Source organism: Pseudomonas spartinae, assembly GCF_965197125.1.
Taxonomy (GTDB): domain Bacteria; phylum Pseudomonadota; class Gammaproteobacteria; order Pseudomonadales; family Pseudomonadaceae; genus Aquipseudomonas; species Aquipseudomonas composti_A.
In genome coordinates this window covers 159,760-180,615 of record NZ_CBDAMB010000003.1, presented here as the reverse complement: position 1 = coordinate 180,615, position 20,856 = coordinate 159,760, and the positions used below count along the sequence as shown (strand labels likewise).

Genomic DNA, 20,856 nt, shown 5'->3' with positions numbered 1-20,856 from the left:
TACTGTATGGATATACATATTAGGTCTAATTAAGGCTAATTTGGCCAAATCTGGCAGAAACGCCATCTTCACGAGTGGAGATATCGACGATGAACAAACCGCAACGCGGGCGCCAATGCAGGCCAACCCGTCGCGAACTGGAAGCAGCCTGGGTACGCCTACGTGCCGCTGCTGATCAAGGCGATATCCAGGCCACGGCCTTGCTGGTGGCGCTCGCCGAAAACAAACCGCTATTTCCCGCACCTGCAGGAGCCTACGCATGAGCTTTGAGATTGTTCGAAACGACAACGGTACCGAGGTCGCATTCGAGGGCGGCCACCGCTTTGGTTTGCCAGCCATTTCTGATGATGACTTTGCGTCCTACCCGATTCAGATCCTCAATAACTCCATTTCTCTCGCTGCAGAGAATTTCGACAAGCTGAAAAGCATCAGCCAAGACGGGACTCTTTCCGCGCTGGGTATCGATCAAAAATCAGAGCCCGTGAAGACCGATATGGTTAGCCGCATTGCTGCGGCAGCGGGTCAGGTGCGGATGTTCGAGGGCACCATCGCGAACATGGAGGCGAGGCTTTACGCCTTCCCAACCATCGATCCGGGCAACGCAGTTGCTGCAATTGAAGACCGCGAGATTCGTGATTGGTGGCGCTCCATGAAGATCGATAAGCAAACCAAGTTGCTGGATGAGGTAAAGACCGATCCTGGCAAGCATGAGCGCCTGATGATCGCTCTAATGCGCGCGCCTGCGCCGCTGGCATTGCTGGACTGGCAAACCAAGGTCGTCGCTGAAACCTGGAAAGGGGCAAAGCGCGCTGCAGATCCTGTCACCGCCCACACCATCGACAACGACCGGCGTTTGGTCGAAACGTCGCGTCGTGGCCTGGCTCATGTTGCCGGCATCGCTGGGCGCGTCTCTGGCTGGAAAGCCGAAGCGATACTTCGAACGCTGATCAGGTCGCCATATGAGCCCGTCGCCCATGGCTTCGACATTTTCGGCTTTGACTCCAAGCAGGTGGCGCTGATGCGTAAGCGCATGGAAACCGAGCCCAAGCGATAGGTGATCTGCCATGAGCTTCGAAGACGAAATGGAAGCGGCCATTCGCAAGATCAAGGAAACCCATAACAAGATCGTGCGGACGGCCACTATCGATCTGTTCTCGGGCGTGATCCGCGACACGCCCGTCGACACCGGCCGCGCTCGTGGAAACTGGATTACCCAAGTCGGCTTGCCGGCTCAGGAAGAGATAGAACGGGATGATCCAGACGGTTCATTGGCAATCGCTGAGGTTATATCCGAGACGCCAGAACTAGCAGGCCGTGAGGTCTTCTTGTCCAACTCGCTGCCCTACATCGAAGGCCTGGAAAACGGGCGTTCAATGCAATCTCCCGCCGGCATGGTGCGGCGTAACTTCGCCAGGGTGCGCCGCATAGTCGACCTGGCCGTCTCCAGGAATAGGCTTTGATATGAGCGAATACGCGCGATTAGTGGTCAGCGTCGACAGCCGCCAGGTGCGGGCGACGGATAGTGACCTTGACCGGCTCGGGCGCACTGTTGGGCGCACCGAATCGGCAACAAACCAGCTTACTGGCGCGTTCCGGCGCCTGGCCGGTCCCCTGGCCGCTGTGATCAGTGCCAGGGAGATTGCCCAGGCGTCTGAGAACTACACGACGCTGACCAACCGGCTCCGGCTGGTGACCACCAACACCGAATCGCTGATAGCGGCGCAGGCTGCTGTTTTCGACATTGCGCAGGACTCCCGCCAGCCCCTGGCCGCCACCGCCGAGCTTTACCAGCGCATCGCGGCAAACTCGCAGGAGCTGGGGCTGTCGGCGAACGAGATCGTGTCCGTCGTGGATACGGTCAACAAGACTCTCGCCATCAGTGGCAGCAGCGCGGCAGCGGCGTCCGGTGCCTTGGTTCAGTTGGGCCAGGCCTTCGCGTCCGGTCAGCTGCGCGGCGAGGAACTGAACGCCGTTCTGGAGGCCGCGCCGCCTCTCGCCAAGGCCATCGCAGACGGCCTGGGTGTGACCGTTGGCGAACTGCGCAAGCTGGGGGCTGATGGGCTCCTGACTGCTGACGCAATCGCGCAAGCGATCATCAAGCAGGGCGACGCCGTAGACCAACTGTTTGGCCGCTCGGTCAAAACCGCCTCACAGTCGCTGACCCAACTAGGGAACAGCCTCACCCAGGCCATAGGCGAAATCGACAAGGCCACCGGCTCTAGCCTGGCCTTTTCGAACACCATCAGTTCCATATCCAATCTGATCGACTCCGGTGCGCTGACGTTGCCCATCATCCAATCCGCTGCGATTTGGGGGCGCGAGCTGGATAACATCTCAGGCGACTTTTCGGCCACCTTCAACATCATCAGCGACCTGTTGGGCGACTTCGAAGACGACAGCAAGTCGGCCGCGTCTGCCTATGTCTTCGAGTTCAAGAACATTCCGGCTGATCTGCGCGCAGCCGTGCGCGTGGCCACCGTAGAAATCGCCAGCCTGATCGACAACAACGTGAATCAGGTACAGGCCCTGGGTGCCGCTATCGCGGCGATTCCCAATGGTCTGGACGCAGTGAAAAGCGCATACAGCGGCGTGCGACAAGAGGTCGAAATTCTGGCGCAGACCCGCCAGGAATCCATCGACGCCATCTTTCAGGAGCGAGACGCTTCGATTCAGGCCGGCGAGGCTGCAAAGAAGCGTTTCGAGGACGAACGCAAGGCCAGGCAGGAGCAGCGCGCTCGAACAGAGAAAGAAATCGAGGAGCTACGCAAGCGCCTGCTAGGCCGCAACATCGAGCTAGGCGGCGGTACCGGTACCAGCAAAGCCGCGAAGGAAGCCGCACAAGCAGCCGAACGCCTCCAGCAACTGTACGACACCACCGAGAAGGGCCTTGCACGTCAGATCGCGCTGTTTGGCGAAACGACCGGCGCCGCTCAGCTTCGCTACGACCTGGAAAACGGCGAACTTGCAGCCCTGGCCGGCCCGCGAAAGGAAAATCTGATCAGCCTGCAGGAAGAGCTAGACCGGCTCCAGCAGATCGAGAAGGTTAAGCAGGAGTCGCAAGGTACTGAGCAATACACAGCAGCGCTACGCGATCAGGTGAGCGCCCGACGCAATGCGATAGACATCGAAATTGAGTCCATCGGCGTAGGTGGACGCCGCGCGCAAACACTGCGCGACCTGAACCAACTGGAGTTTGAGTACGCCCGCCGGCTTGAAGAATTGGCCCGGGCGCAGGGCACGTCATCGGCGCTGAGTGCTGAGGCCTACCAAACGCGCGTCGATGCTCTGCGCGCTGCGATGCTGCAGGAAATCGCCATTGTCGAAGAGGGCGAGAAGAAGAAAGCCGTAGCGCGTGGCGACGCAGTTAGCGGCATCAGGCAGGCGACAGAGGATTACATCGACAGCGCCAATGACCTGTCCGCCGGCTTTGCTGATGCTGCAGGCAACGCGTTCCAGGGGCTGGAAGATCAGATTGTTCAGTTCGTCACCACTGGCAAGGCCAGCTTTGCCGAGTTTGCTAACTCGGTCATTGCTGACCTGATCAGGATCGAAGCGCGCAAGGCTGTAGCGTTTGCCATCGGCGGCGGTGATGGCAAAGGCGGACTTTCCAGTCTGCTGGGTATGGGTCTGAACGCTGCAGCGTCCTACTTCGGCGGCCCTGCCGGATCCGCTGCGGCCGGCGCTTCAATATCTGGCTACACGGGAAGCGCCTATTCGAGTTGGCTCAGCTCATTACCCAAGTTCGACAAGGGCGGATTCTTGCCGGCCAATAGCTGGGGCATTGTCGGCGAGCGCGGCCCTGAACTGGTACGCGGGCCGGCAAACATCACGGGCAGAGAGGATACGGCGAAAATGATGGGCGCCCCGTCCGTGAACATCCAGCAGATGAATTTCCCTGGCATCACCAATGCTAAGGAGGCCCGCCAAGCCACTGCAACAGCAGCCAGGCAGATCGCCCAGGCTGTTCAATCGTCGGCGAGGTACGTGTGATGGGCCAGGTTCTGACGATGCCAGGAAACGTCGAAAGGTCATGGCGAGCTATCCGGCCTGGGTTCGTGGATATGCTGCGGGCTCAGGGTGTCGCAGAGCGCCACCATGGGCCGATCCTCGAAGAGCTGGGCGCTTACTACTTGGGGATTGATCAGCAGGTTCAGAGCAATTTTCAACTGCCTGAAGGCCTGCTAGATGACCGTCAATTGCAGGTAGTGAGGGATGAATACCTGAAGCACCTATTCGACGCGAGGGGGCAGCTTTACACGCCCCTCATGAAGTCTTTCGCCGTGATCCTGGGGCTGCTGGCAGAGAAGCACCAGGGCCAATTCAAGCCGGGAGCCTAGCGCTGATGAGCGAGAAGAAAGACCTTCGCGGGTACACGGGAACCCGTAAGAAACCGCCGCGCGATGCTGCTGAAAAGCTGCTCGAGCTGGCCGCAGCCGGGTACAACAAGAAGGGCCTGGCCTATCGGCTGGGCACCACGGTTGAAACCCTGAACAAATGGCTAGAACTCTATCCTGAGCTGAAACAGGCCATAGACGAGGGGAGGGAGCGTGAGCATAACGCGCTGTTCACCGCTCTGTTCGACAGTGCCACCAAGGGCGGAAATGTCGCTGCGGCGATATTCCTGCTGAAGGCCCGCCACGGCTATCGCGAGGGTGACCAGGCGGAAATCGCCAACCGCGTCAGCGTGGTATTCGAGATGCCCGGTGCGATGAAACTGGAAGACTTCACGAAAGACGTAACACCTCGCGGTGGGGAGCGTGGGCATGATTGAGTTCAATGGCTTCCAAGAGCGCTTGATGCTGCTGCCCGAGGAGCTGGACGTCTTCTGTGGCGGCGGCCGGGGAGGTGGCAAGTCCTATGGGCTGGCGCTGCTGTGTTTACGGCATGTCGAGCAGTACGGTGAAAAGGCGCGGATCCTCTACTTGCGGCGCACCTACAAGGGCCTGTCCGATTTCGAGCTGGTCTGTCGTGAGCTGTTCGGAACGGTCTACAGCACTGCGGCACGCTATAACGCCGCCGAGCACGTCTGGCGCTTCCCGAATGGCGGTTACTTGGAGCTTGGCCAGCTCGAAAGCCACGCCGACTACACCAAGTACCAGGGCCGATCTTTCACGCTGCTGCTGGTGGACGAGGCCGGCCAGTACCCGACCCCTGACTTGCTTGATCTGATGCGCTCGAACCTGCGCGGCCCGAAGGACATGCCGATTCGCATGATCATCGCGGCCAACCCTGGCGGCCCTGGACATTACTGGCTGGCCAAGCGCTACGTCTTCACCACAGCGCCTTGGAAACCGTTCCTCGAGCCCAAGAGCAAGCGCCAATGGGTCTATGCGCCATCGACCTTCGACAGCAACCGCTTTATCGATACCGAGCAGTACAAGGATCAGCTGGAGTCAGCATGCCCGGATGACCCGGAGCTGCTGCGGGCATGGTCAACCGGTGATTGGGCGGTGAACCGCGGCGCCTACTTCGCGAGTGTCCTGGACGAAAGCCGGAACGCGGTAGACCCGTGGGATCACATTCCGCATGGGTGGACGACTTACCTCACACACGACTTCGGCAGCAGCGCGCCCAGCGCTACCTATGTGGTTGCCAAGTCGCCAGGTGGTGTTGGGCCTGATGGCAAGTTCTACCCTCGCGACAGCCTGGTGCTGGTCGACGAGCTGGCTACTTGCAAGCGAGACAACCCGAATGCTGGTTTGAACTGGACGGTGCCAATCCTGGCCGAGGAAATCATCTCGATGTGCAAGCGCTGGCAGATCAAGCCCACCGGCGTTGCCGATGATGCGATCTTTGCGAAAGGAGGCCATGCGGCCGGCTCGATTGCGGACGAGTTCTCGCGCTGCGGGGTGCGCTTCGACCCTGCCAAGAAGGCCGACCGTATCACCGGCTGGAACATCATGCGCCGGCTACTCGCCGATGCTGGCCAGGTTGATAAGCCAGGTCTCTACATCAGCCGATCCTGCAGCTACCTCTGGGAGACGCTGCCAACCCTTGCCCGCGATCAGAAGCGCATCGAAGACGTGGATAGCTCAGGCCCTGACCATGGCGCAGATGCGGTGCGGTATGGATGTTTGAGGTATGTCAGGACGGCTAGCAGTGTACCGTTGTGGCAAGCCTTGGGAGGATAGTGCAAACGATTGCACCTGAAACGAAAAGCCCAGCGCTTGGCCGGGCTTGTTACTAATTTGTCAGAAATGGTTCTGATTGCAATGGCTCAGTAGCTAACTGCGCTGACTCTGTATTCCGATCAATGGCGAGTACCTGAGTCTTGACTATCCCGCCGGCTTCCATGGTCGCAAAGTGGAAAAACCTTATGGGTGTACTGTCCCGAAACGCATCAAATACTTCGGGCAGTGACTCTGGGGTAAACGACATGAGATCAATACGGCCAGTGAATGTTGCTTCTTCTTCCGGAAGCCTAAGGGTCAGTGTCAGATACTCAGGCGTGCGCTTGATTGATTCAATGATCAGATCGTCTCGCCGCTCAATCCGTTGCCTTGATGGGGATTCTCTGGAGGTGATCTCGTGCATCTGATCTTGCGAAAAGCGCTTACCTTGAATGCTCGCAGAGTCTGCGTCAGGTGCGCCGGCAAAAATAGCTTTGTAACCCTCCTGGGTATGCTCATGTACGCGACGAGCTTCGGTCGGCGTTTCTGGCGATGTCAGTGCTTCCGTGAACCTCTCAAATAGACGCTCGTAGTGGGATTCTGTTTGCGCCTGGGATTCAAACCTTTGCTGCTCTCGTACAGTATCCTGCCATTCTGAGAACACGAAATAGCCAGCTACCGAGCCAATGGTAAGAGCTAAGCAAAGAGCGACTTGTCGTGGCGTCATCTTGTGAAACGGGATCTTGTCCAGCAGACGATTAGCAATGCCATCAAGATTCCCATCACCCTCCGTGCTTCCTTGAGCGATTTTAAAGACAATCTCTAGGGATGCCTTCTCTTCATTTGTGAGCCGCAGAAGCGAAGATGTCCCGTACCTTATCTCTGCGTACGATCTTAGCACCTCCTCCTGATAGGAGATGAAGCCCTGCATGAGCTTCGATGTCATTGTGCTGTGGTAGCGATCGCCGTTGATCTTTACATCGAAATTTGGCCATCCATCGAAAGAGATTCTGACCGAATCTTGACCATGCTCGATCAAGTCGAGTGCTCTAAGGAAGGATTCGCAATCCGTTACTGATAGCAGCTGCATCTGCTTGAAATTCCCTTGAGGTTCATCTGGATGTATTCATTGAAGCTTTCTGCGCTACCTGCATCTCAGGCGCAGTCTGTGGCATTTTCCTGAAAAGAAGCATGGCACAGCGCCATCTCTTCCTCCACTACCGGGCGCAACCGGTTCCTTGTCATGCCACAGCCCGCTGTCGCGAGCTTAGGCTTCGTGCTCCCCTAATTTGTGCTGCTTGCGCTCTTCGTATGCTCGCTAATGAGCGCGCCCCAGGAACGGAATAGAAAAGCTGAGAGGAGGATAAATTTGCGCATTATGCCGCCTTGCACGTCGGGGGCGGGAAGGGCTGTCCGTCACTGCCCCATGATCTGACGATACCGGCTGGTGTACTCCTCATAGGACAGGCCTGTCTCGCTCTTGAGTTGCTGAAGTTGTTGCTGTTGCCATTGGTCTTTTGACAGGGCGCCCGATAGCGAGGCGGGTGCTTGAGTGTTAACGGGTTTGGCCTGCGCGGCTTCGTTGAGGTTTCCGATGCACTGGTAGGTGTGGACGACCTGGCCAGCCACGCAAGTCCCGAATCCGTCACGCTGATGGCAGTTCTGTGTCATGCCGCCGAATGCCTCGGCGTCGTTGTAGCCCCAAACTCGGCACTTCGACTTCGCGATTGATTGGGCCTGAGCGGGATTAACCACCGGGGATTCGAACTGGCGGAAGTCATAGGCCATGTCGACCGTGCCGTCGGCGCGGCTACCGCCCATCGCATAGAAGTCTTTCTTGGTTGCACAGCCGGTAATCGTAATGGCAGCGATCAGTGCCAGCAGGGCCTTGGTTGCGAGTGACGCGATGTTCTGATGGGAGTTATGCATTCCGACCTCCATGCCTGAAAAGGTTGCATAGTGCCACCATGATGGTCGCTCTGACTATACGACCAGGGGATAAGTCGGAGAGGTATTGAGGCGCGCTTTCACGATGACCACGAACGCTAAAAAAAGGGTGGTCAGAAAGTGATCGATTTTGCAGGGCGAGCAGGGGGTACTTTCGGTTTTAGGTATACGCTTAGGTATATGGCTTGGGTTTTGTAAGTGGCAATCCAAGTAAATACGGCGCTTTCGGCTAACAGTTCGAGTCCGGCTTCGGCACCATTCATCTGTTTATAGCTGTCTCGTATAAGTCTATGAAACCCATCTAAACCGGCACTCTTGGCCGGTTTTTTTGTTTGTGGTTGTCCACTGTCGTCTCTAGGTTCAGCGCATTTGAACCTTTGCCACAGCCAATCACCTTCGCTGCAGAACACTTTTTGCCGCAGATGCGAATCAGGACCAGGTCCTGTTCTCAGATCACTGCATAGCTCTAAAGTCGTGGCTCATGACCTTGGTCTGGAGCTGTGTGCCCTGCAGCTCCAGGAAGGCGCCATGCAGGTGATCAGCGTTGTAGGTGGGCTAGTAGTTTTTCATCTGGTGGTAACTAGTCTGAGCGGGTTTGGCATGTAGCAAAAAATCGTATGAGATAATCTTGGGCCACTAATCAACTATGAAGCAGTGAATTGAACGATGGGTTTTGAGCAACTAGCTGAGCTACGCGACCGACTGCGTGCCGAAAGTGAATCGGTAAAGACCGATAGCAAAAAAACGCGTGTACAGAAGCCAACTCCCCAGAGCGCGTCTCGTGAGCATGATCCTTCGGTGGAGGCAATCTGGCGATTGCAGAAGCACTTTCCCGGGGCTTTCCCCGTTAGTCCTGCTCCCAAGGTTCCCTTGAAAGAGGGAATCCTCAAGGATGCTGAACAGCATCTGGAGTTGCTCGGAATATCCAGTGACCAGCTCAAAGCAGGTATCGCAACCTGGTGTCGAGGAAGTCGATACTGGGCATGCATGACGGAGAATGCTCCGCGCTTTGACTTGAGTGGCCAGGCAGTTGGTATGGTGAGCGCTTCTCAGGCTCTACATGCGAAGCAACAAGCCAGACGGCAGCGCGGACAGGCACAACGTAGAAAAGCAAAACCCCAAAAGCACATACAAGACGAGATAGCTGATATCGCTGAGAAATAACGTTGCCGTGCCTCGCTACCAAGTGAAGTCTGGAGCCATCTTGGCTGGAGAGGTTTTCGAGGGTGTGTCAACGTTGTTGTCAGGCTGCGCGGGGGGCCGTACCAGCCGCGCGCACCTATGGCGCTGTAGCAATGCTCGTCAAGGGCGTTGTTCGGCCCGGAGCGCTAGTAGTAATCCTCACCCTGCCAACGCACATCGCCACCGACCTTCAGTTGCGGAACGGACTGCAAGCGATAAGTGGTCAACAGCTTGAGAGTGTCGCGCGGTGCTTCGTTGAGCAGGCTCTTGTCGTCCGAATCAAGAGCTCGAGACACTGAGCCATGACCTGCCAGAAGTCATTTTTGATCGTAGCGGACATGCTATTCCCATGCCTTAGCAAAGCCACATGTACGAGAACGCCCCCGCCATGGTCAGGGCTGAATAATACTTTGAGGTGGTGATATCTCGGGGAGGTAATTGCTATAGAAGTTGCAGTGTTATCTCGATGGGGACGTCGTTATTATCCGAGGCTGCAGTTTATTCGGTAGGCATCAAAAGATCACAATATCGCCCTTTAAAATACAGTAAAGGACGTGCAGCCACATTTTCTTGAACGTGCAACGCTTTCACTTCACCAATCACGATCAGATGATCGCCGGCAACATGCTCGGCGTGAATCTCGCAATCTAGCCAGTGCAGACTATCGCCAATGATTGGATTGCCCAGTGGTGATGCGTGCCACTCTACGTCGTTCCACTTGTCAGCGCCTTGTCGAGCGAAGGTATTGGATATTTCGGCCTGTTCGCCTGACAGGATGTTGACTGCAAATCGACCTGCCCGGCGAATTTTGGGGTAGCTGTATGAGTTGGCCATTACACTGAATGAGACCAGTGGCGGGTTCATCGAGACGCTGTAGAACGACTGGCAAGTGAAACCGAGCGGCTCATTGTCGATAATCGATGTAATGACCGTGATACCGGATGCGTAGTGTCCGAGCGCTTCGCGAAAGCGCAATGGTTCGATTGCATTGCAAGGGAGTGACATGGTAAAGCCTGAATATTAGGTGCTACTCGAACGTGCTGGGGAGAACCTGAAGTAACTTGCTATTATCAAGTGTTGCTACTTTGAAAGTATGGCCTGTCGATCAGTTGCGACAGGCCATATTTCATCCAGTGTTCCGGTGTTGGCTCAGCTGTTAGGCGGAGAGCTCTCGGCGGACGATCTCTGCGCCGGCACTCAATGCATTCAGCTTGCCTCTGGCAACTCGACGAGGCAGTGGTGCCATGCCGCAGTTGGTGCAAGGACAAAGTTTGTCGGCGTCTACGAACTGAAGCGCTTTGCGTAGAGTGTTGGCCACTTCTTCAGGTGTCTCGATGGTGTTGGTTGCCACGTCAATGGCACCGACCATCACTTTCTTTCCGCGAATGAGTTCGAGCAACTCCATCGGCACGCGTGAGTTCTGGCACTCCAGCGAGATGATGTCGATGTTCGACTTCTGCAGTTTGGGGAAGATTTCTTCATACTGGCGCCACTCTGAGCCGAGCGTCTTCTTCCAGTCAGTATTGGCCTTGATGCCGTAGCCATAGCAAATATGCACGGCCGTCTCGCACTTCAGTCCTTCGATAGCTCGTTCTAACGTAGCAATACCCCAGTCATTGACCTCGTCGAAGAACACATTGAATGCAGGTTCGTCGAACTGGATGATGTCAACGCCTGCCGCTTCCAGTTCCCTGGCCTCCTGATTGAGAATCTTGGCGAATTCCCACGCCAGCTTTTCACGGCTTTTGTAATGCCCGTCGTAAAGCGTGTCGATCATGGTCATGGGGCCAGGCAGAGCCCATTTGATGGGCTGCTTGGTTTGCTGACGCAAAAACTTGGCATCTTCAACAAACACAGGTTTTGAGCGACTGACTGCTCCTACAACCGATGGCACGCTCGCGTCATAGCGGTCGCGGATTCTAACGGTCTCACGCTTCTCGAAATCGACGCCGTCGAGGTGCTCAATAAAAGTAGTGACGAAATGTTGGCGAGACTGTTCACCATCACTGACGATATCGATACCTGCTTGTTGTTGCTCTTGCAGCGACAAACGCAGCGCGTCCTGCTTACCTTCAGTCAGTTCTTCATCTTGCAGTTTCCAGGGAGACCAAAGCGTTTCTGGCTGCGCAAGCCAGGAGGGTTTGGGCAAGCTGCCGGCAGTCGACGTAGGCAATAATTTATTCATTATGGACAACCTTGTATTCTGGTAAATCAGAGGCCGCAGCTAGCGGACCATTGTTCAAGAACGGCTTGGTAAGGCTTGATGAAATGCTCTTCTGTAAATCGGCCCTGCTCAATGGCCAGTCGGCTACGCTCTTCGCGGTCGTAAACCACGCGAGTCAACGAGTGATCTAGGTTCTTCAAGTTCGGCTGATAGCGTTGTCCGGCTGGAGCATTGGCGTTATAGATTTCTGGGCGGTAAATTTTTTGGAACGTTTCCATAGTGCTGATGGTGCTGATCAACTCAAGGGCGGTGTAGTCATTGAGCAAATCACCAAAGAAATAAAATGCTAATGGCGCAGCGCTGCCGGAAGGCATGAAGTAACGAACCTGCAAGCCCATCTTCTTGAAGTAGCTTTCCGTCAAGGATGACTCATTGGGTTGATATTCAAACCCAAGTACAGGGTGCTGATTCTCAGTGCGACGATAGACTTTATTGTCCGACACGCTGAGGCAGATAACAGGCGGCTTGCTGAAGTTCTGCTTGTAAGCTTCAGAATTAACAAAATGCTTGAAAAGCTTTCCGTGCAAGTCACCGAAGCCGTCTGGAATGCCGAATGTTGGTTGGCTTTTGTTGTGCTCCAGCAACAGCACGCTAAAGTCATAATCCCGAACGTAAGAGGAGAAGTTGTTGCCGACAACGCCCTCTATACGCTTGTTGGTTTTTTTATCGAAAATGCTGGTTTTCAATACCTCAATCGCAGGAAAGGTATTGTCATTACCCTCGGAGCTGACATTCATTTCGACGGAGATAATGTCGAGCTCAACGGAATAACGATCACCCTGAGAGTTATCCCATTGCGCCAGGGCATTGAAACGATTGTCAATCATCCTTAGCGCGTTGCGCAGGTTATCTTGACGGTACTGCCCGCGGGCCAGGTTGGCAAAATTTGTAGTGAGGCGGGTACTGTCTGATGGCTGGTAGTTCTCATCAAAGCGAATACTTTTTACGGTAAATGTAAATTCTTGACTCATCTCGAACCGACCTAATATTCAATACAGCCCTGAGTTCGTTTTGACGCTTCAGGGTTCAGATTGGTTTTTCTGTGCTGCTGGAAGCAGGGAGGACTGCATTTTAGGTAGCGCGCTGCTTGAACAGAACTGATCTTATTTCACCCGATCATTAGCTGCCCTCATGATCAAAAGCGTCGCTAAAGCGCTCATGCCATTACGGCGAAAACGTGATTTGCTCTCACTGTGCGAGGTTATGGCTGCTTGCCCTGCCTAAGAACGTCAAGGCGAATAAACGAGTGGCTTTCTCGCTGATAGATGTCGGTATGCGCATACGCCACAACCCGCCCATAGCGCCGGGTGACGCTAGAGCGAGTTTTTCTGACGTTCTGAATGATTGCGGGCGCCTCGTCGCCAACCGGTTCTATTGTTTGCTTTGCTTGGGAAATCGCGCCGTGCGACTGGTTGAACGGCACACCGTGCTGCTCAGTAAAACGGACGTTCTCGTCCTTGCGCAGCAGGTATTCCTTCTGCGAGTTGATGTTGGGGTTGTAGAAAAAGATGATGTAGTCGATGCCGGACACCGTGATCGCTTCCATCACTTCGCCGGAACAAGGGCCATCATCTCCCTACCGCGTGGTGGCCGGGGTGACTCTCTTGCCGTTGTCGGCTGGCTCGATGCTGGTCTCGCCATGTGGGTAGATGCGCGCCACGCAGAAGGCACACAGCGCCAACACTGCCGGGCACAGGGCCAGAATGGCGAAGCTTCTGACCACCGGCAGACCGCTGTTGAGTACATAGGCACCCAGCAAGGGGCCGAGAATCGAACCGACCTTGCCCACCGAGGCGGCCCAGCCAGCGCCATTGGCGCGAATCGCGCTGGGGTAGAAGATCCCGGCGATACTGGTGATCCCGTAGTGGCTGCCTTTGACGAAGATCGCCCCGATCAGACTGAGTGCGATAAACGCGTTGCCCTGCAATCCAGCGACCCCCAATACCAGCAGGAAGGGCAACGACAGCAATGGGTAGACCATCACCGCATAGGGCCCCTTGCGGTCGACGAAGCGCATCAATAGCAGGCCTGCCATGGCGCCGCTTCGCCGAGATCGCCCGGGTTCGTCTGCTGCCTCTGCCCTGGGATATCACCGGCTACGACATCCATCTGCATTGGCACACCCGCTTCCACCACGATTCGGCCAACCGATGGCTGCGGGAAACCCTGATTGAACTGCTCGCTGACTTTCCCTCGTTGCGCACCCTCGAATAGCGAGTCAGGGCAAGCGCCTGGCGAGCCTGCCAGCAGGCCTATCGCTCGGCGCTCACCTGGTACGGGGTCAGCAAGGTTCTTTCGTGGTCGGGAACGCGCATCGGTTTGCGCGTCTCGCTATCCAGGGTGACGACGGTGGTGTGTGCCTGCACACAGCGCTGGTCGTTCTGCCACAGCTCCTGGACGAAGCGGATGGAGCTATTGCCGATGCGTTCGACGGCCGTACGTACCGTGACGGGCGCACCCCAGTGCAGCTCCCGGCTGAAATCGACATTCAGGTTGACCACCATGGTCGGCACCCGGGAGCCGAGTTCTTCGCGAAACAGCGCCGCGCGGCCGTCGGCCAGCCAGACGGGAATCACGGTGTTGTTGATATGGCCGCGCATGTCGGTCTCGCTGAAGCGCGGCTTGATCGAGGCCTCGAAGAAAGGGCTCATGATCCTCTCCTGGGTTGGCCGCCTCAGTCTGGCTGCAGGCAGGCTGTCAGCCGGACTGAGGAGGGCTTAGTCAGCGTTTTTCAGACACGCTCGATGATCAGGGCCACGCCCTGGCCAACCCCGACGCACATGCTGCACAGCGCGTAGCGGCCCTGCTGGCGCTCCAACTGGTTCAGCGCGGTGGTGACCAGCCGCGCTCCGGAAGCGCCCAGTGGATGGCCGATGGCGATGGCGCCGCCGTTGGGGTTGACCCGCGGGTCGTCGTCCTGCAGCCCCAGGCGTCGGCACACGGCGATGGCCTGCGCGGCGAAGGCCTCGTTGAACTCGATCACGTCCATCTGCCCGATATTCAGGCCGCTCAGGCGCATGACCTTTTCCACCGCCGGTACCGGGCCCATGCCCATCAGTCGCGGGGCGACACCGGCGGTGGCCATGGCCACGACACGGGCGCGTGGCTTCAAGCCGTGTTTGTCGACGGCTTCTCCACTGGCCATCAGCAGCGCGCAGGCGCCATCGTTGATGCCCGAGGAGTTGCCGGCGGTCACCGTGCCATCGGCCTTGACCACACCCTTCAGGCCGCTGAGTGCGTCGAGCGTACTGTCCGGGCGCGGGTGCTCGTCCTGGCGGATGATGCGCTCCGGCTTGCGCGGTTGGGTGATGGTCACCGGCATGATTTCCCGCTCGAAGAAACCCGCTTCCTGGGCGCTTTGCCAGCGTTGCTGGCTGCGCAGGGCAAAGGCGTCCTGATCGGCACGCGACACGCCTTCTTCCTCGGCCACGTTCTCGGCGGTCAGGGTCAGGGCGTCGACGCCGTACAGCGCCTTCATCTTCGGGTTGACCAGGCGCCAGCCGATGGTGGTGTCTTCCAGTTGCTGGCCGCGGGCGAAGGCCTGCTCGGCCTTGGCCACCACATAAGGGGAGCGGCTCATGCTTTCGACGCCGCCGGCGATCATCAACTGTGCTTCGCCGCAGCGCAGGGCGCGGGCGGCGCTGCCCACCGCGTCGAGGCCGGAGCCGCACAGGCGGTTATGTGTCGCGCCGGGCACCGAGATTGGCAGGCCAGCGAGCAGCGCGGCCATGCGCGCGACGTTGCGGTTGTCTTCGCCGGCCTGGTTGGCGCAGCCATAGATCACGTCATCGATCAGGCTCCAGTCCAGGTCGGGGTTGCGCGCCATCAGCTCGGCGATGGGCAGGGCGGCTAGGTCATCGGTGCGAACCGAGGCCAGGGCACCATTGAAACGGCCGAACGGCGTGCGAATCGCATCGCAGATATAAGCTTCTGACATTTTCCTCACTCCTTCTCTGCTCGGGTGCCAGCTTCCAGCAGGGCGGCATCGCCACGCTCCTGGCCTTTGCCGGAGGCTTCGACGAAGCCGTCCAGGGCGGCATTCAGTTCGCTCGAACCCATGCTGCGGGCAATGAGCACCGGCCCGCCGCGCCAGCGTGGGAAGCCGTAGCCGTGGACGAGAGCGATATCGACATCCTCCGGGCGCTGGCAAACGCCTTGCGCGAGCAGCAGCAGGGCTTCGTTGATCAGAGCCAGCACGGCGCGCTGCTGGATTTCTTCATCACTGAAGGCTCTGGCTTCGATGCCTTTGTCACGGCGATAGCCGGTGATGATCTCGGCGACTGCGCTGTCCGTCTGTGGCTTGTTGTCCTCGCCATAGCGGTAGTAACCCTTGGCCGTCTTGCGGCCGAGGCGACCGGCTTCGCAGAGCAGATCCGGGATACCGACGTAGCGACGCAGGTGCCGTGTGGCGGCGGTCTGCTGGCGCATCCGCCAGGCGATATCCAGGCCCGACATGTCGGCTACCTTGAACGGGCCCATGGCGAAGCCGTATTGCTCCAGGGCCGTGTCGATCTGCTCGGGGCTGGCGCCTTCTTCGAGCATGAACTCGCACTGGCGGCGATAGGCGGCGTACAGGCGGTTGCCGACGAAGCCCCAGGCGTTGCCGACGACGATGGCCTTTTTCTTCAGGCGCTCGGCGAATTTCAGCGTCGCGCACAGCGCTTGCTCGCCGGTCGCACTGCCGCGCACCACTTCCAGCAGGGCCATACGCTGCGCCGGGCTGAAGAAATGCAGACCGAGTACGCGCTCGGGGTGAGGAATGCCTTCGGCGATTGCGTCGATGTCGAGGTAGGAGGTGTTGGTCGCCAGCAGGGCGTGGCTGCTCACCTGTGCGGCGAGTTGCTGGAACAGCGCCTGCTTGGCCGCCATGTCTTCAATGATCGCTTCGATCACCAGGTCGGCCTTGGCGACGGTCTGGATGTCCTGGCTGGCCGTGAGGCGGGCGAGGATGGCATCGCGCTTGTCGGCGCTCAGACGCTGGCGCTCGACGTCGCGCGCCAGCTCGTCTTCGATGCGCTTGACGCCTGCGGCGAGTGCTTGCGCATTCAGTTCGAGCAGATCCACCGTGCAGCCGGCCTGCAGTGCGCACAAGGCGATACCGCTGCCCATGGTGCCGGCACCGATGACCGCGACCCGTTCCAGCACCCGTGCTTCTGTCGGTTGCGCCGGGACATAGGGTTCGGCGCGTTCGGCGAAGAACAGGTAGCGCAGGGCCTGGGCCGCTTGGCTGCCGCGCAGGGCGAGAAAGGCCGCGCGCTCTTTGCCGATGGCCTGGGCAAAGCTCATTTCGTCTGCAGCTAGAACCACCTCGGCGGCAACCGCTGCAGCCGGCAGACCGCGCGCGCCAGTGATCAGCTTCTGGGCTCGGGCATGCAGGGCGGCCTTGTCCTCGGCAGCCACGGGGCGCGCACTCAGTGGTCGTTTGCCGCCCTGGTATTGGCGAGCAAAGGCCAGTGCTTCGGCATATTGCTCTGCTTCGTCGCTGGCGCTCAGCAGATGATCCACCAGGCCCAGTTCCAGGGCCTTGGCGGCCTTGATCGGTTTGCCGCTGACGATCATCTCCAGCGCCGTGCCCAGACCGACTGCGCGAGGCAAGCGCTGGGTGCCGCCGGCACCGGGGATGATGCCCACCGTGACTTCCGGCAGGCCCAGGTTGGCGTTGGCCGTGGCCAGGCGAGCATCGCAGGCCAGGGCCAGCTCCAGGCCGCCGCCCAGGGTGTGCCCCTTGACCAGTGCGATCACCGGCACGGGGCAGGCTTCCAGGGCCGCCGTCACCTGGGGCAGGGTGGGCTCGGTGGGCTCGTTCTCCAGCTCGCGCAGGTCGGCGCCGGCCATCAGGTTGCGCCCGGCGCCGGTCAGCAGCACCGCACGGGCCCGCGCCATATCCAGGCTCGCCAGGGCGTGGAGAATGCCTCTTCTGACCGCGTCGGTACTGCTGTTGACTGGTGGGTTGTCGAGGGTGATCACGGCGATCTCGCCCTCGTAGGCCAGGTGAACCTGGCCGTTGCTCAGGGCTTCAGCCATAACGGCGTTCTCCGCTGACTGGCTCTTCGTCGGCCTGCTCCAGCACCAGTACGGCGTCGGCCGCGACCACGCCCTGGCCTTCGGGCAGGACGAACAGCGGGTTGATCTCGGCCGTCACCAGGCGCTCGCCAAAGGCGGCGACCAGAGCGGAGAAATTGACGATAGCCTGGGCCAGCGCCTCGCTATCGCGGCGTTTGGAACCGCGATAGCCGTCGAGCAATGGCCAGGTGATCAACTGCTGCATCATCGAGTGGGCCTGCTCCAGGGTCAGGCCACCCTGTTCGGGCAGCATGCGCAGTGCGGTGTCCTTGTACAGCTCGGCGGTGACGCCGCCGGCACCCAGGAGAATGGTGGTGCCCAGGGCGTCGCGGTTGGCGCCGAGGATCAGTTCGTGACCGCCGGCGACCATGGCTTCGACGAGGAAGCGATCCGGGCGGTAACCGACGTGGCCGGCCACGTCCGTGACCATCTTGTCGAAGCGCGCGCCGATGCTGTCGGCTGTCTGCTGTAGGGCCACACCGCCGATATCGCTCTTGTGCAGCAGCTTGGCGTCCAGCACCTTGAGCACCACCGGATGTTCCAGTTCGCGAGCGGCCTGCACGGCTTCTTCACGGCTGGCGACCACGCGGCTCTGCGGCACACGCAGCCCTATCTGGCTGAACAGCGCCTTGGCGGCGGCCTCATCGAGCGAGCCTTCAGCCTGCGCCACCATCGCGGGCAACTGGATGCGCGGCGCGGCCTCAACGTTGGGCAGGGGCTGCGCGGTGAAGTCCAGCGCAGCGAGCACGGCACTGCAGCTTTCCGGCGAGCTGAAACCCGGAATGCCGGCGCTGTTCAGGCGCTTGAGGGTATCGGGTGCATAGGGGCTGACGTAGGCCAGCACGGGTTTGTCGTTGGTATCCAGGCAGTCCTGGATGGCGTTGACGACCAGATCCGGCATGGCCAGGCCGGAGGAGCCGATGATCACCACCAGCGCGTCGTAGCTGTCGCTGGCCAGCAGGGTTCGGATCGCCTGGCGCAGCAGGTCGGGTTGCAGGCCGGCCAGGGTCACGTCGATCGGGTTGCGGTCGAGCGCGGTGGGGGTGTCGCCCTGCAGGGCGCGCAGTTTCTCAGCGGTGGCGGCATCCGGGGCCGGGGTGTCGAAATGGTTCATGCCCAGGCTGTCGGCGATCAGCGTGCCAGCGCCGCCGGTGGAGGTCAGGATGGCTACACGGCGGCCAGCCAGACGGCGCCCGGCGACCAGTACGGCGGGGATGTCGAGGAATTCGTCGAAGGTGTTGGCACGGATCACCCCCAGATCGCGGAAGAAGGCGTCGTAGACGCGGTCTTCGCCGGCCAGCGCGCCGGTATGGGAGCTGGCGGCGCTGGCACCGGCTTCGGAGCGGCCAATCTTGAATACCACCAGCGGTTTGCCCGCCGCGCGGGCGCGCAACGCCACTTCACGGAAGCGCTGCGGGTTGCGCACGCTTTCCAGATAGAGCGCGATGACCTTGGTGTTGTCGTCATCTACCAGGTAGTCGATGAAGTCGCTGACTTCCAGATCCACCTCGTTGCTGGTGGAGATCAGCGAGGAGAGGCCGATGCCACGACCGGCGGCACGGGAGAGCAGGGCGCCGAGAATACCGCCGCTCTGCGAGACCACTGCCACATGCCCGGCGGGCAGGTCGCTGATCTCCAGGGCACCGCTGGCGGACAGCGGGATGCGTGCGGACAGGTTGACCAGGCCGATGGTGTTGGGGCCGAGAATGCGCATCGAACCAGCGGCGGCTTTCAGCTCCTCCTGCAGGTTCAGGCCGCCTTCACCAGCTTCGGCAAAACCGCTGGCCAGCACTACAGCGGCCTTGCAGCCGATCTTGGCCAGCGAGCGCACGGCATCGATGCTGCGCTTGGCGCTGAGCAGCACCAGGCCGACGTCAGGCGCCTGCAGCTCCTCGATGCTGGCGTAGCAGGGCAGCCCCTGGATCTCGCTGGCTTTCGGGTTGACCGGGTAGATGGCCCCCTCGAAGCCGTGCTTGAGCAGATAGGAAACCGGGCGTCCCGAGGTCTTGTTGACGTCCGCCGAGGCGCCGATGACGGCGACGCTTTTCGGATTGAGCAGGGCATCGAGCTGGTTCATTTGCCGGCCTCCTTGGCGCTGTCGAGGAAGGCCTGCACCGAGGCGCGGTGTTCCTGCGAGGTGTAGCAGATACCCTGGGCCTTGCTGCCTTCGGCGAACACCTGGTGTTCGGACATCTCGTAGCTGCGGTTGATGATGGACTTGGTCAGGGCAGTGGCAGTGCGCGAGCCGCGGCTCATCTCGTCGGCCATGGCCATCGCGCTGCTCAGCAGATCGTCGGCCTCGCAGAGGCGGTCGGCGATGCCCAACGCCAGCGCTTCTTCGGCCGGAACACGGCGGCCACTGAAGATCAGCGCCTTGGCCCGCGCCAGGCCGACCCGCCGTGGCAGGAAGTACAGGCCGCCACCATCGGGGATCAGGCCACGGGCGATGTAGGCCCAGGTAAAGGTGGCCGGGCGCGCGGCGACGACGAAGTCGCAGGACAGCGCCAGATCGGCGCCCAGGCCTGCAGCAGCGCCATTGACGGCGGCGATGGTCGGAATGGGCAGGTTGAGCAGCAGGCTGGCGGCATAGTGCACGCCTTGCTGGCGCTCCCAGCCGTTGAAGCCAACGACGGCCGGATCGGCCTCCATGCGCGCCTTCATGCCGGAGATGTCACCGCCCGCGCAGAAGCCCTTGCCGGTGCCAGTGACGATGAGCGCACGAACGCTGCGATCGTTACGTAACTTTTCCAGCAACTGAACCAGTTCAGCGCGCATGGCGTCGCTCATCGCATTGCGTTTTTCTGGCCGGTTGAGGGTCAGGACGGCAATGCCGTTTTCCTGTTGAAAGTTGATCAGAGTGTTCTGGCTCATTATTGGATCTCTTGTAATTAAATAAACCGATTCGAGTTATGCCTGGCACTAGGCAGGCTGATTGCGGCCGGGAGACTGCAGGCGTTAGTTGAACCTTTAGTTCGGTCGTCATCCTATTTGGCATTCTTCGATCAACATGCCTGCTGTTCAAATGACTAAAGATGTCGACTGGTCTAACAAAACGTTGGGATGCCCTTCGACTGCTCAGGCAGTGGGTTAGGCGTCGAGCGTGGGGTGAGTCGCGGGGTGGCCAGGCTCCTGCTTGAATGGCCCGTATTTGTTGGGCTCTCGCCTGTTTCGGCTGGCTCGGCGGTGGTGCATGACAAACAACCTGCTGCTCTAGGCCAAATAAATTCTCAGTTCAGGGCGGCCTGGCGTTCGGTCATAGTGAGGGCGCGGTAACAGATGGGTTGAATACTGCCGGTTATAAATCCTACGCCCGAAGGATGCAGGGCAAGT

At 59.3% G+C, this 20,856-nt stretch carries 20 protein-coding genes and 1 pseudogene; 8 read left to right on the top strand and 13 right to left on the bottom strand.

The window, feature by feature from the left end; translation table 11 throughout:
* Nucleotides 1-89 precede the first annotated feature (89 nt).
* From ACN8M7_RS08195 to ACN8M7_RS08165, 7 genes are read left to right on the top strand one after another with little or no spacing between them, the layout of a single operon-like run.
* Nucleotides 90-263 (top strand): hypothetical protein, encoded by a 174-nt coding sequence (locus tag ACN8M7_RS08195; RefSeq protein ID WP_276486872.1) that lies wholly within the window; start codon nt 90-92, stop codon nt 261-263.
* On the top strand, nt 260-1,054 hold the full coding sequence (locus ACN8M7_RS08190; protein ID WP_490260430.1) for a hypothetical protein: 795 nt from the start codon (nt 260-262) through the stop codon (nt 1,052-1,054). Before ACN8M7_RS08195 ends, ACN8M7_RS08190 begins: the two co-directional genes overlap by 4 nt.
* Before the next feature lie 10 nt (nt 1,055-1,064).
* Nucleotides 1,065-1,460 carry a hypothetical protein gene (locus tag ACN8M7_RS08185; protein WP_490260429.1) on the top strand — a complete coding sequence of 132 codons (396 nt, stop codon included), beginning with the start codon at nt 1,065-1,067 and terminating at the stop codon, nt 1,458-1,460.
* A gap of 1 nt (nt 1,461) precedes the next feature.
* On the top strand, nt 1,462-3,990 hold the full coding sequence (locus ACN8M7_RS08180; RefSeq protein ID WP_490260428.1) for a phage tail tape measure protein: 2,529 nt from the start codon (nt 1,462-1,464) through the stop codon (nt 3,988-3,990).
* Nucleotides 3,990-4,337 carry a hypothetical protein gene (locus tag ACN8M7_RS08175; RefSeq protein ID WP_490260427.1) on the top strand — a complete coding sequence of 116 codons (348 nt, stop codon included), beginning with the start codon at nt 3,990-3,992 and terminating at the stop codon, nt 4,335-4,337. Before ACN8M7_RS08180 ends, ACN8M7_RS08175 begins: the two co-directional genes overlap by 1 nt.
* A 5-nt stretch (nt 4,338-4,342) precedes the next feature.
* Nucleotides 4,343-4,771 (top strand): hypothetical protein, encoded by a 429-nt coding sequence (locus ACN8M7_RS08170; protein ID WP_490260426.1) that lies wholly within the window; start codon nt 4,343-4,345, stop codon nt 4,769-4,771.
* Nucleotides 4,764-6,131: a phage terminase large subunit gene (locus tag ACN8M7_RS08165; protein WP_490260425.1), complete on the top strand. Its 1,368-nt coding sequence runs from the start codon at nt 4,764-4,766 to the stop codon at nt 6,129-6,131. Before ACN8M7_RS08170 ends, ACN8M7_RS08165 begins: the two co-directional genes overlap by 8 nt.
* Before the next feature lie 52 nt (nt 6,132-6,183).
* Here the strand turns inward: ACN8M7_RS08165 and ACN8M7_RS08160 are convergent, their stop codons facing one another.
* Together ACN8M7_RS08160 and yecR are read right to left on the bottom strand one after the other, a co-directional pair.
* Nucleotides 6,184-7,200 carry a hypothetical protein gene (locus ACN8M7_RS08160; RefSeq protein WP_179527741.1) on the bottom strand — a complete coding sequence of 339 codons (1,017 nt, stop codon included), beginning with the start codon at nt 7,198-7,200 and terminating at the stop codon, nt 6,184-6,186.
* Between the two features lie 326 nt (nt 7,201-7,526).
* Nucleotides 7,527-8,039 (bottom strand): YecR family lipoprotein, encoded by a 513-nt coding sequence (gene yecR, locus ACN8M7_RS08155; RefSeq protein WP_490260424.1) that lies wholly within the window; start codon nt 8,037-8,039, stop codon nt 7,527-7,529.
* 684 nt (nt 8,040-8,723) lie between these two features.
* Here yecR and ACN8M7_RS08150 point away from each other — a divergent pair.
* A complete protein-coding gene (locus ACN8M7_RS08150; protein ID WP_082768054.1) occupies nt 8,724-9,221 on the top strand; it encodes a ProQ/FinO family protein in 498 nt (165 codons plus the stop codon).
* A gap of 164 nt (nt 9,222-9,385) precedes the next feature.
* Here the strand turns inward: ACN8M7_RS08150 and ACN8M7_RS08145 are convergent, their stop codons facing one another.
* The 11 genes and pseudogenes from ACN8M7_RS08145 to ACN8M7_RS08095 form a co-directional block, all read right to left on the bottom strand.
* Entirely contained in the window at nt 9,386-9,535 is a 150-nt protein-coding gene (locus tag ACN8M7_RS08145; protein ID WP_490260423.1) for a hypothetical protein, read from the bottom strand.
* Between the two features lie 202 nt (nt 9,536-9,737).
* Nucleotides 9,738-10,244, bottom strand: a complete 507-nt coding sequence (locus tag ACN8M7_RS08140; protein ID WP_490260422.1) for a flavin reductase family protein — start codon at nt 10,242-10,244, stop codon at nt 9,738-9,740.
* Nucleotides 10,245-10,395: 151 nt separating this feature from the next.
* A complete protein-coding gene (locus ACN8M7_RS08135) occupies nt 10,396-11,424 on the bottom strand; it encodes a methionine synthase (protein WP_061239324.1) in 1,029 nt (342 codons plus the stop codon).
* Nucleotides 11,425-11,450: 26 nt separating this feature from the next.
* Nucleotides 11,451-12,434 carry a DUF1852 domain-containing protein gene (locus ACN8M7_RS08130; RefSeq protein WP_490260421.1) on the bottom strand — a complete coding sequence of 328 codons (984 nt, stop codon included), beginning with the start codon at nt 12,432-12,434 and terminating at the stop codon, nt 11,451-11,453.
* A 230-nt stretch (nt 12,435-12,664) separates the two neighbouring features.
* Nucleotides 12,665-13,018, bottom strand: a pseudogene (locus tag ACN8M7_RS08125) (epoxyqueuosine reductase QueH); the annotation flags it as partial.
* Between the two features lie 21 nt (nt 13,019-13,039).
* Entirely contained in the window at nt 13,040-13,498 is a 459-nt protein-coding gene (locus ACN8M7_RS08120) for an MFS transporter (RefSeq protein ID WP_061239327.1), read from the bottom strand.
* Between the two features lie 217 nt (nt 13,499-13,715).
* Nucleotides 13,716-14,114, bottom strand: a complete 399-nt coding sequence (locus tag ACN8M7_RS08115; RefSeq protein ID WP_490260420.1) for an acyl-CoA thioesterase — start codon at nt 14,112-14,114, stop codon at nt 13,716-13,718.
* 80 nt (nt 14,115-14,194) lie between these two features.
* Nucleotides 14,195-15,400 carry a 3-oxoadipyl-CoA thiolase gene (gene pcaF / locus ACN8M7_RS08110; protein WP_490260419.1) on the bottom strand — a complete coding sequence of 402 codons (1,206 nt, stop codon included), beginning with the start codon at nt 15,398-15,400 and terminating at the stop codon, nt 14,195-14,197.
* Nucleotides 15,401-15,405: 5 nt separating this feature from the next.
* Nucleotides 15,406-17,487, bottom strand: a complete 2,082-nt coding sequence (locus ACN8M7_RS08105; protein ID WP_490260418.1) for a 3-hydroxyacyl-CoA dehydrogenase NAD-binding domain-containing protein — start codon at nt 17,485-17,487, stop codon at nt 15,406-15,408.
* Entirely contained in the window at nt 17,480-19,603 is a 2,124-nt protein-coding gene (locus ACN8M7_RS08100) for an acetate--CoA ligase family protein (RefSeq protein WP_490260417.1), read from the bottom strand. Before ACN8M7_RS08100 ends, ACN8M7_RS08105 begins: the two co-directional genes overlap by 8 nt.
* Nucleotides 19,600-20,397 carry an enoyl-CoA hydratase/isomerase family protein gene (locus tag ACN8M7_RS08095; RefSeq protein ID WP_490260416.1) on the bottom strand — a complete coding sequence of 266 codons (798 nt, stop codon included), beginning with the start codon at nt 20,395-20,397 and terminating at the stop codon, nt 19,600-19,602. Before ACN8M7_RS08095 ends, ACN8M7_RS08100 begins: the two co-directional genes overlap by 4 nt.
* Nucleotides 20,398-20,856: the final 459 nt, after the last annotated feature.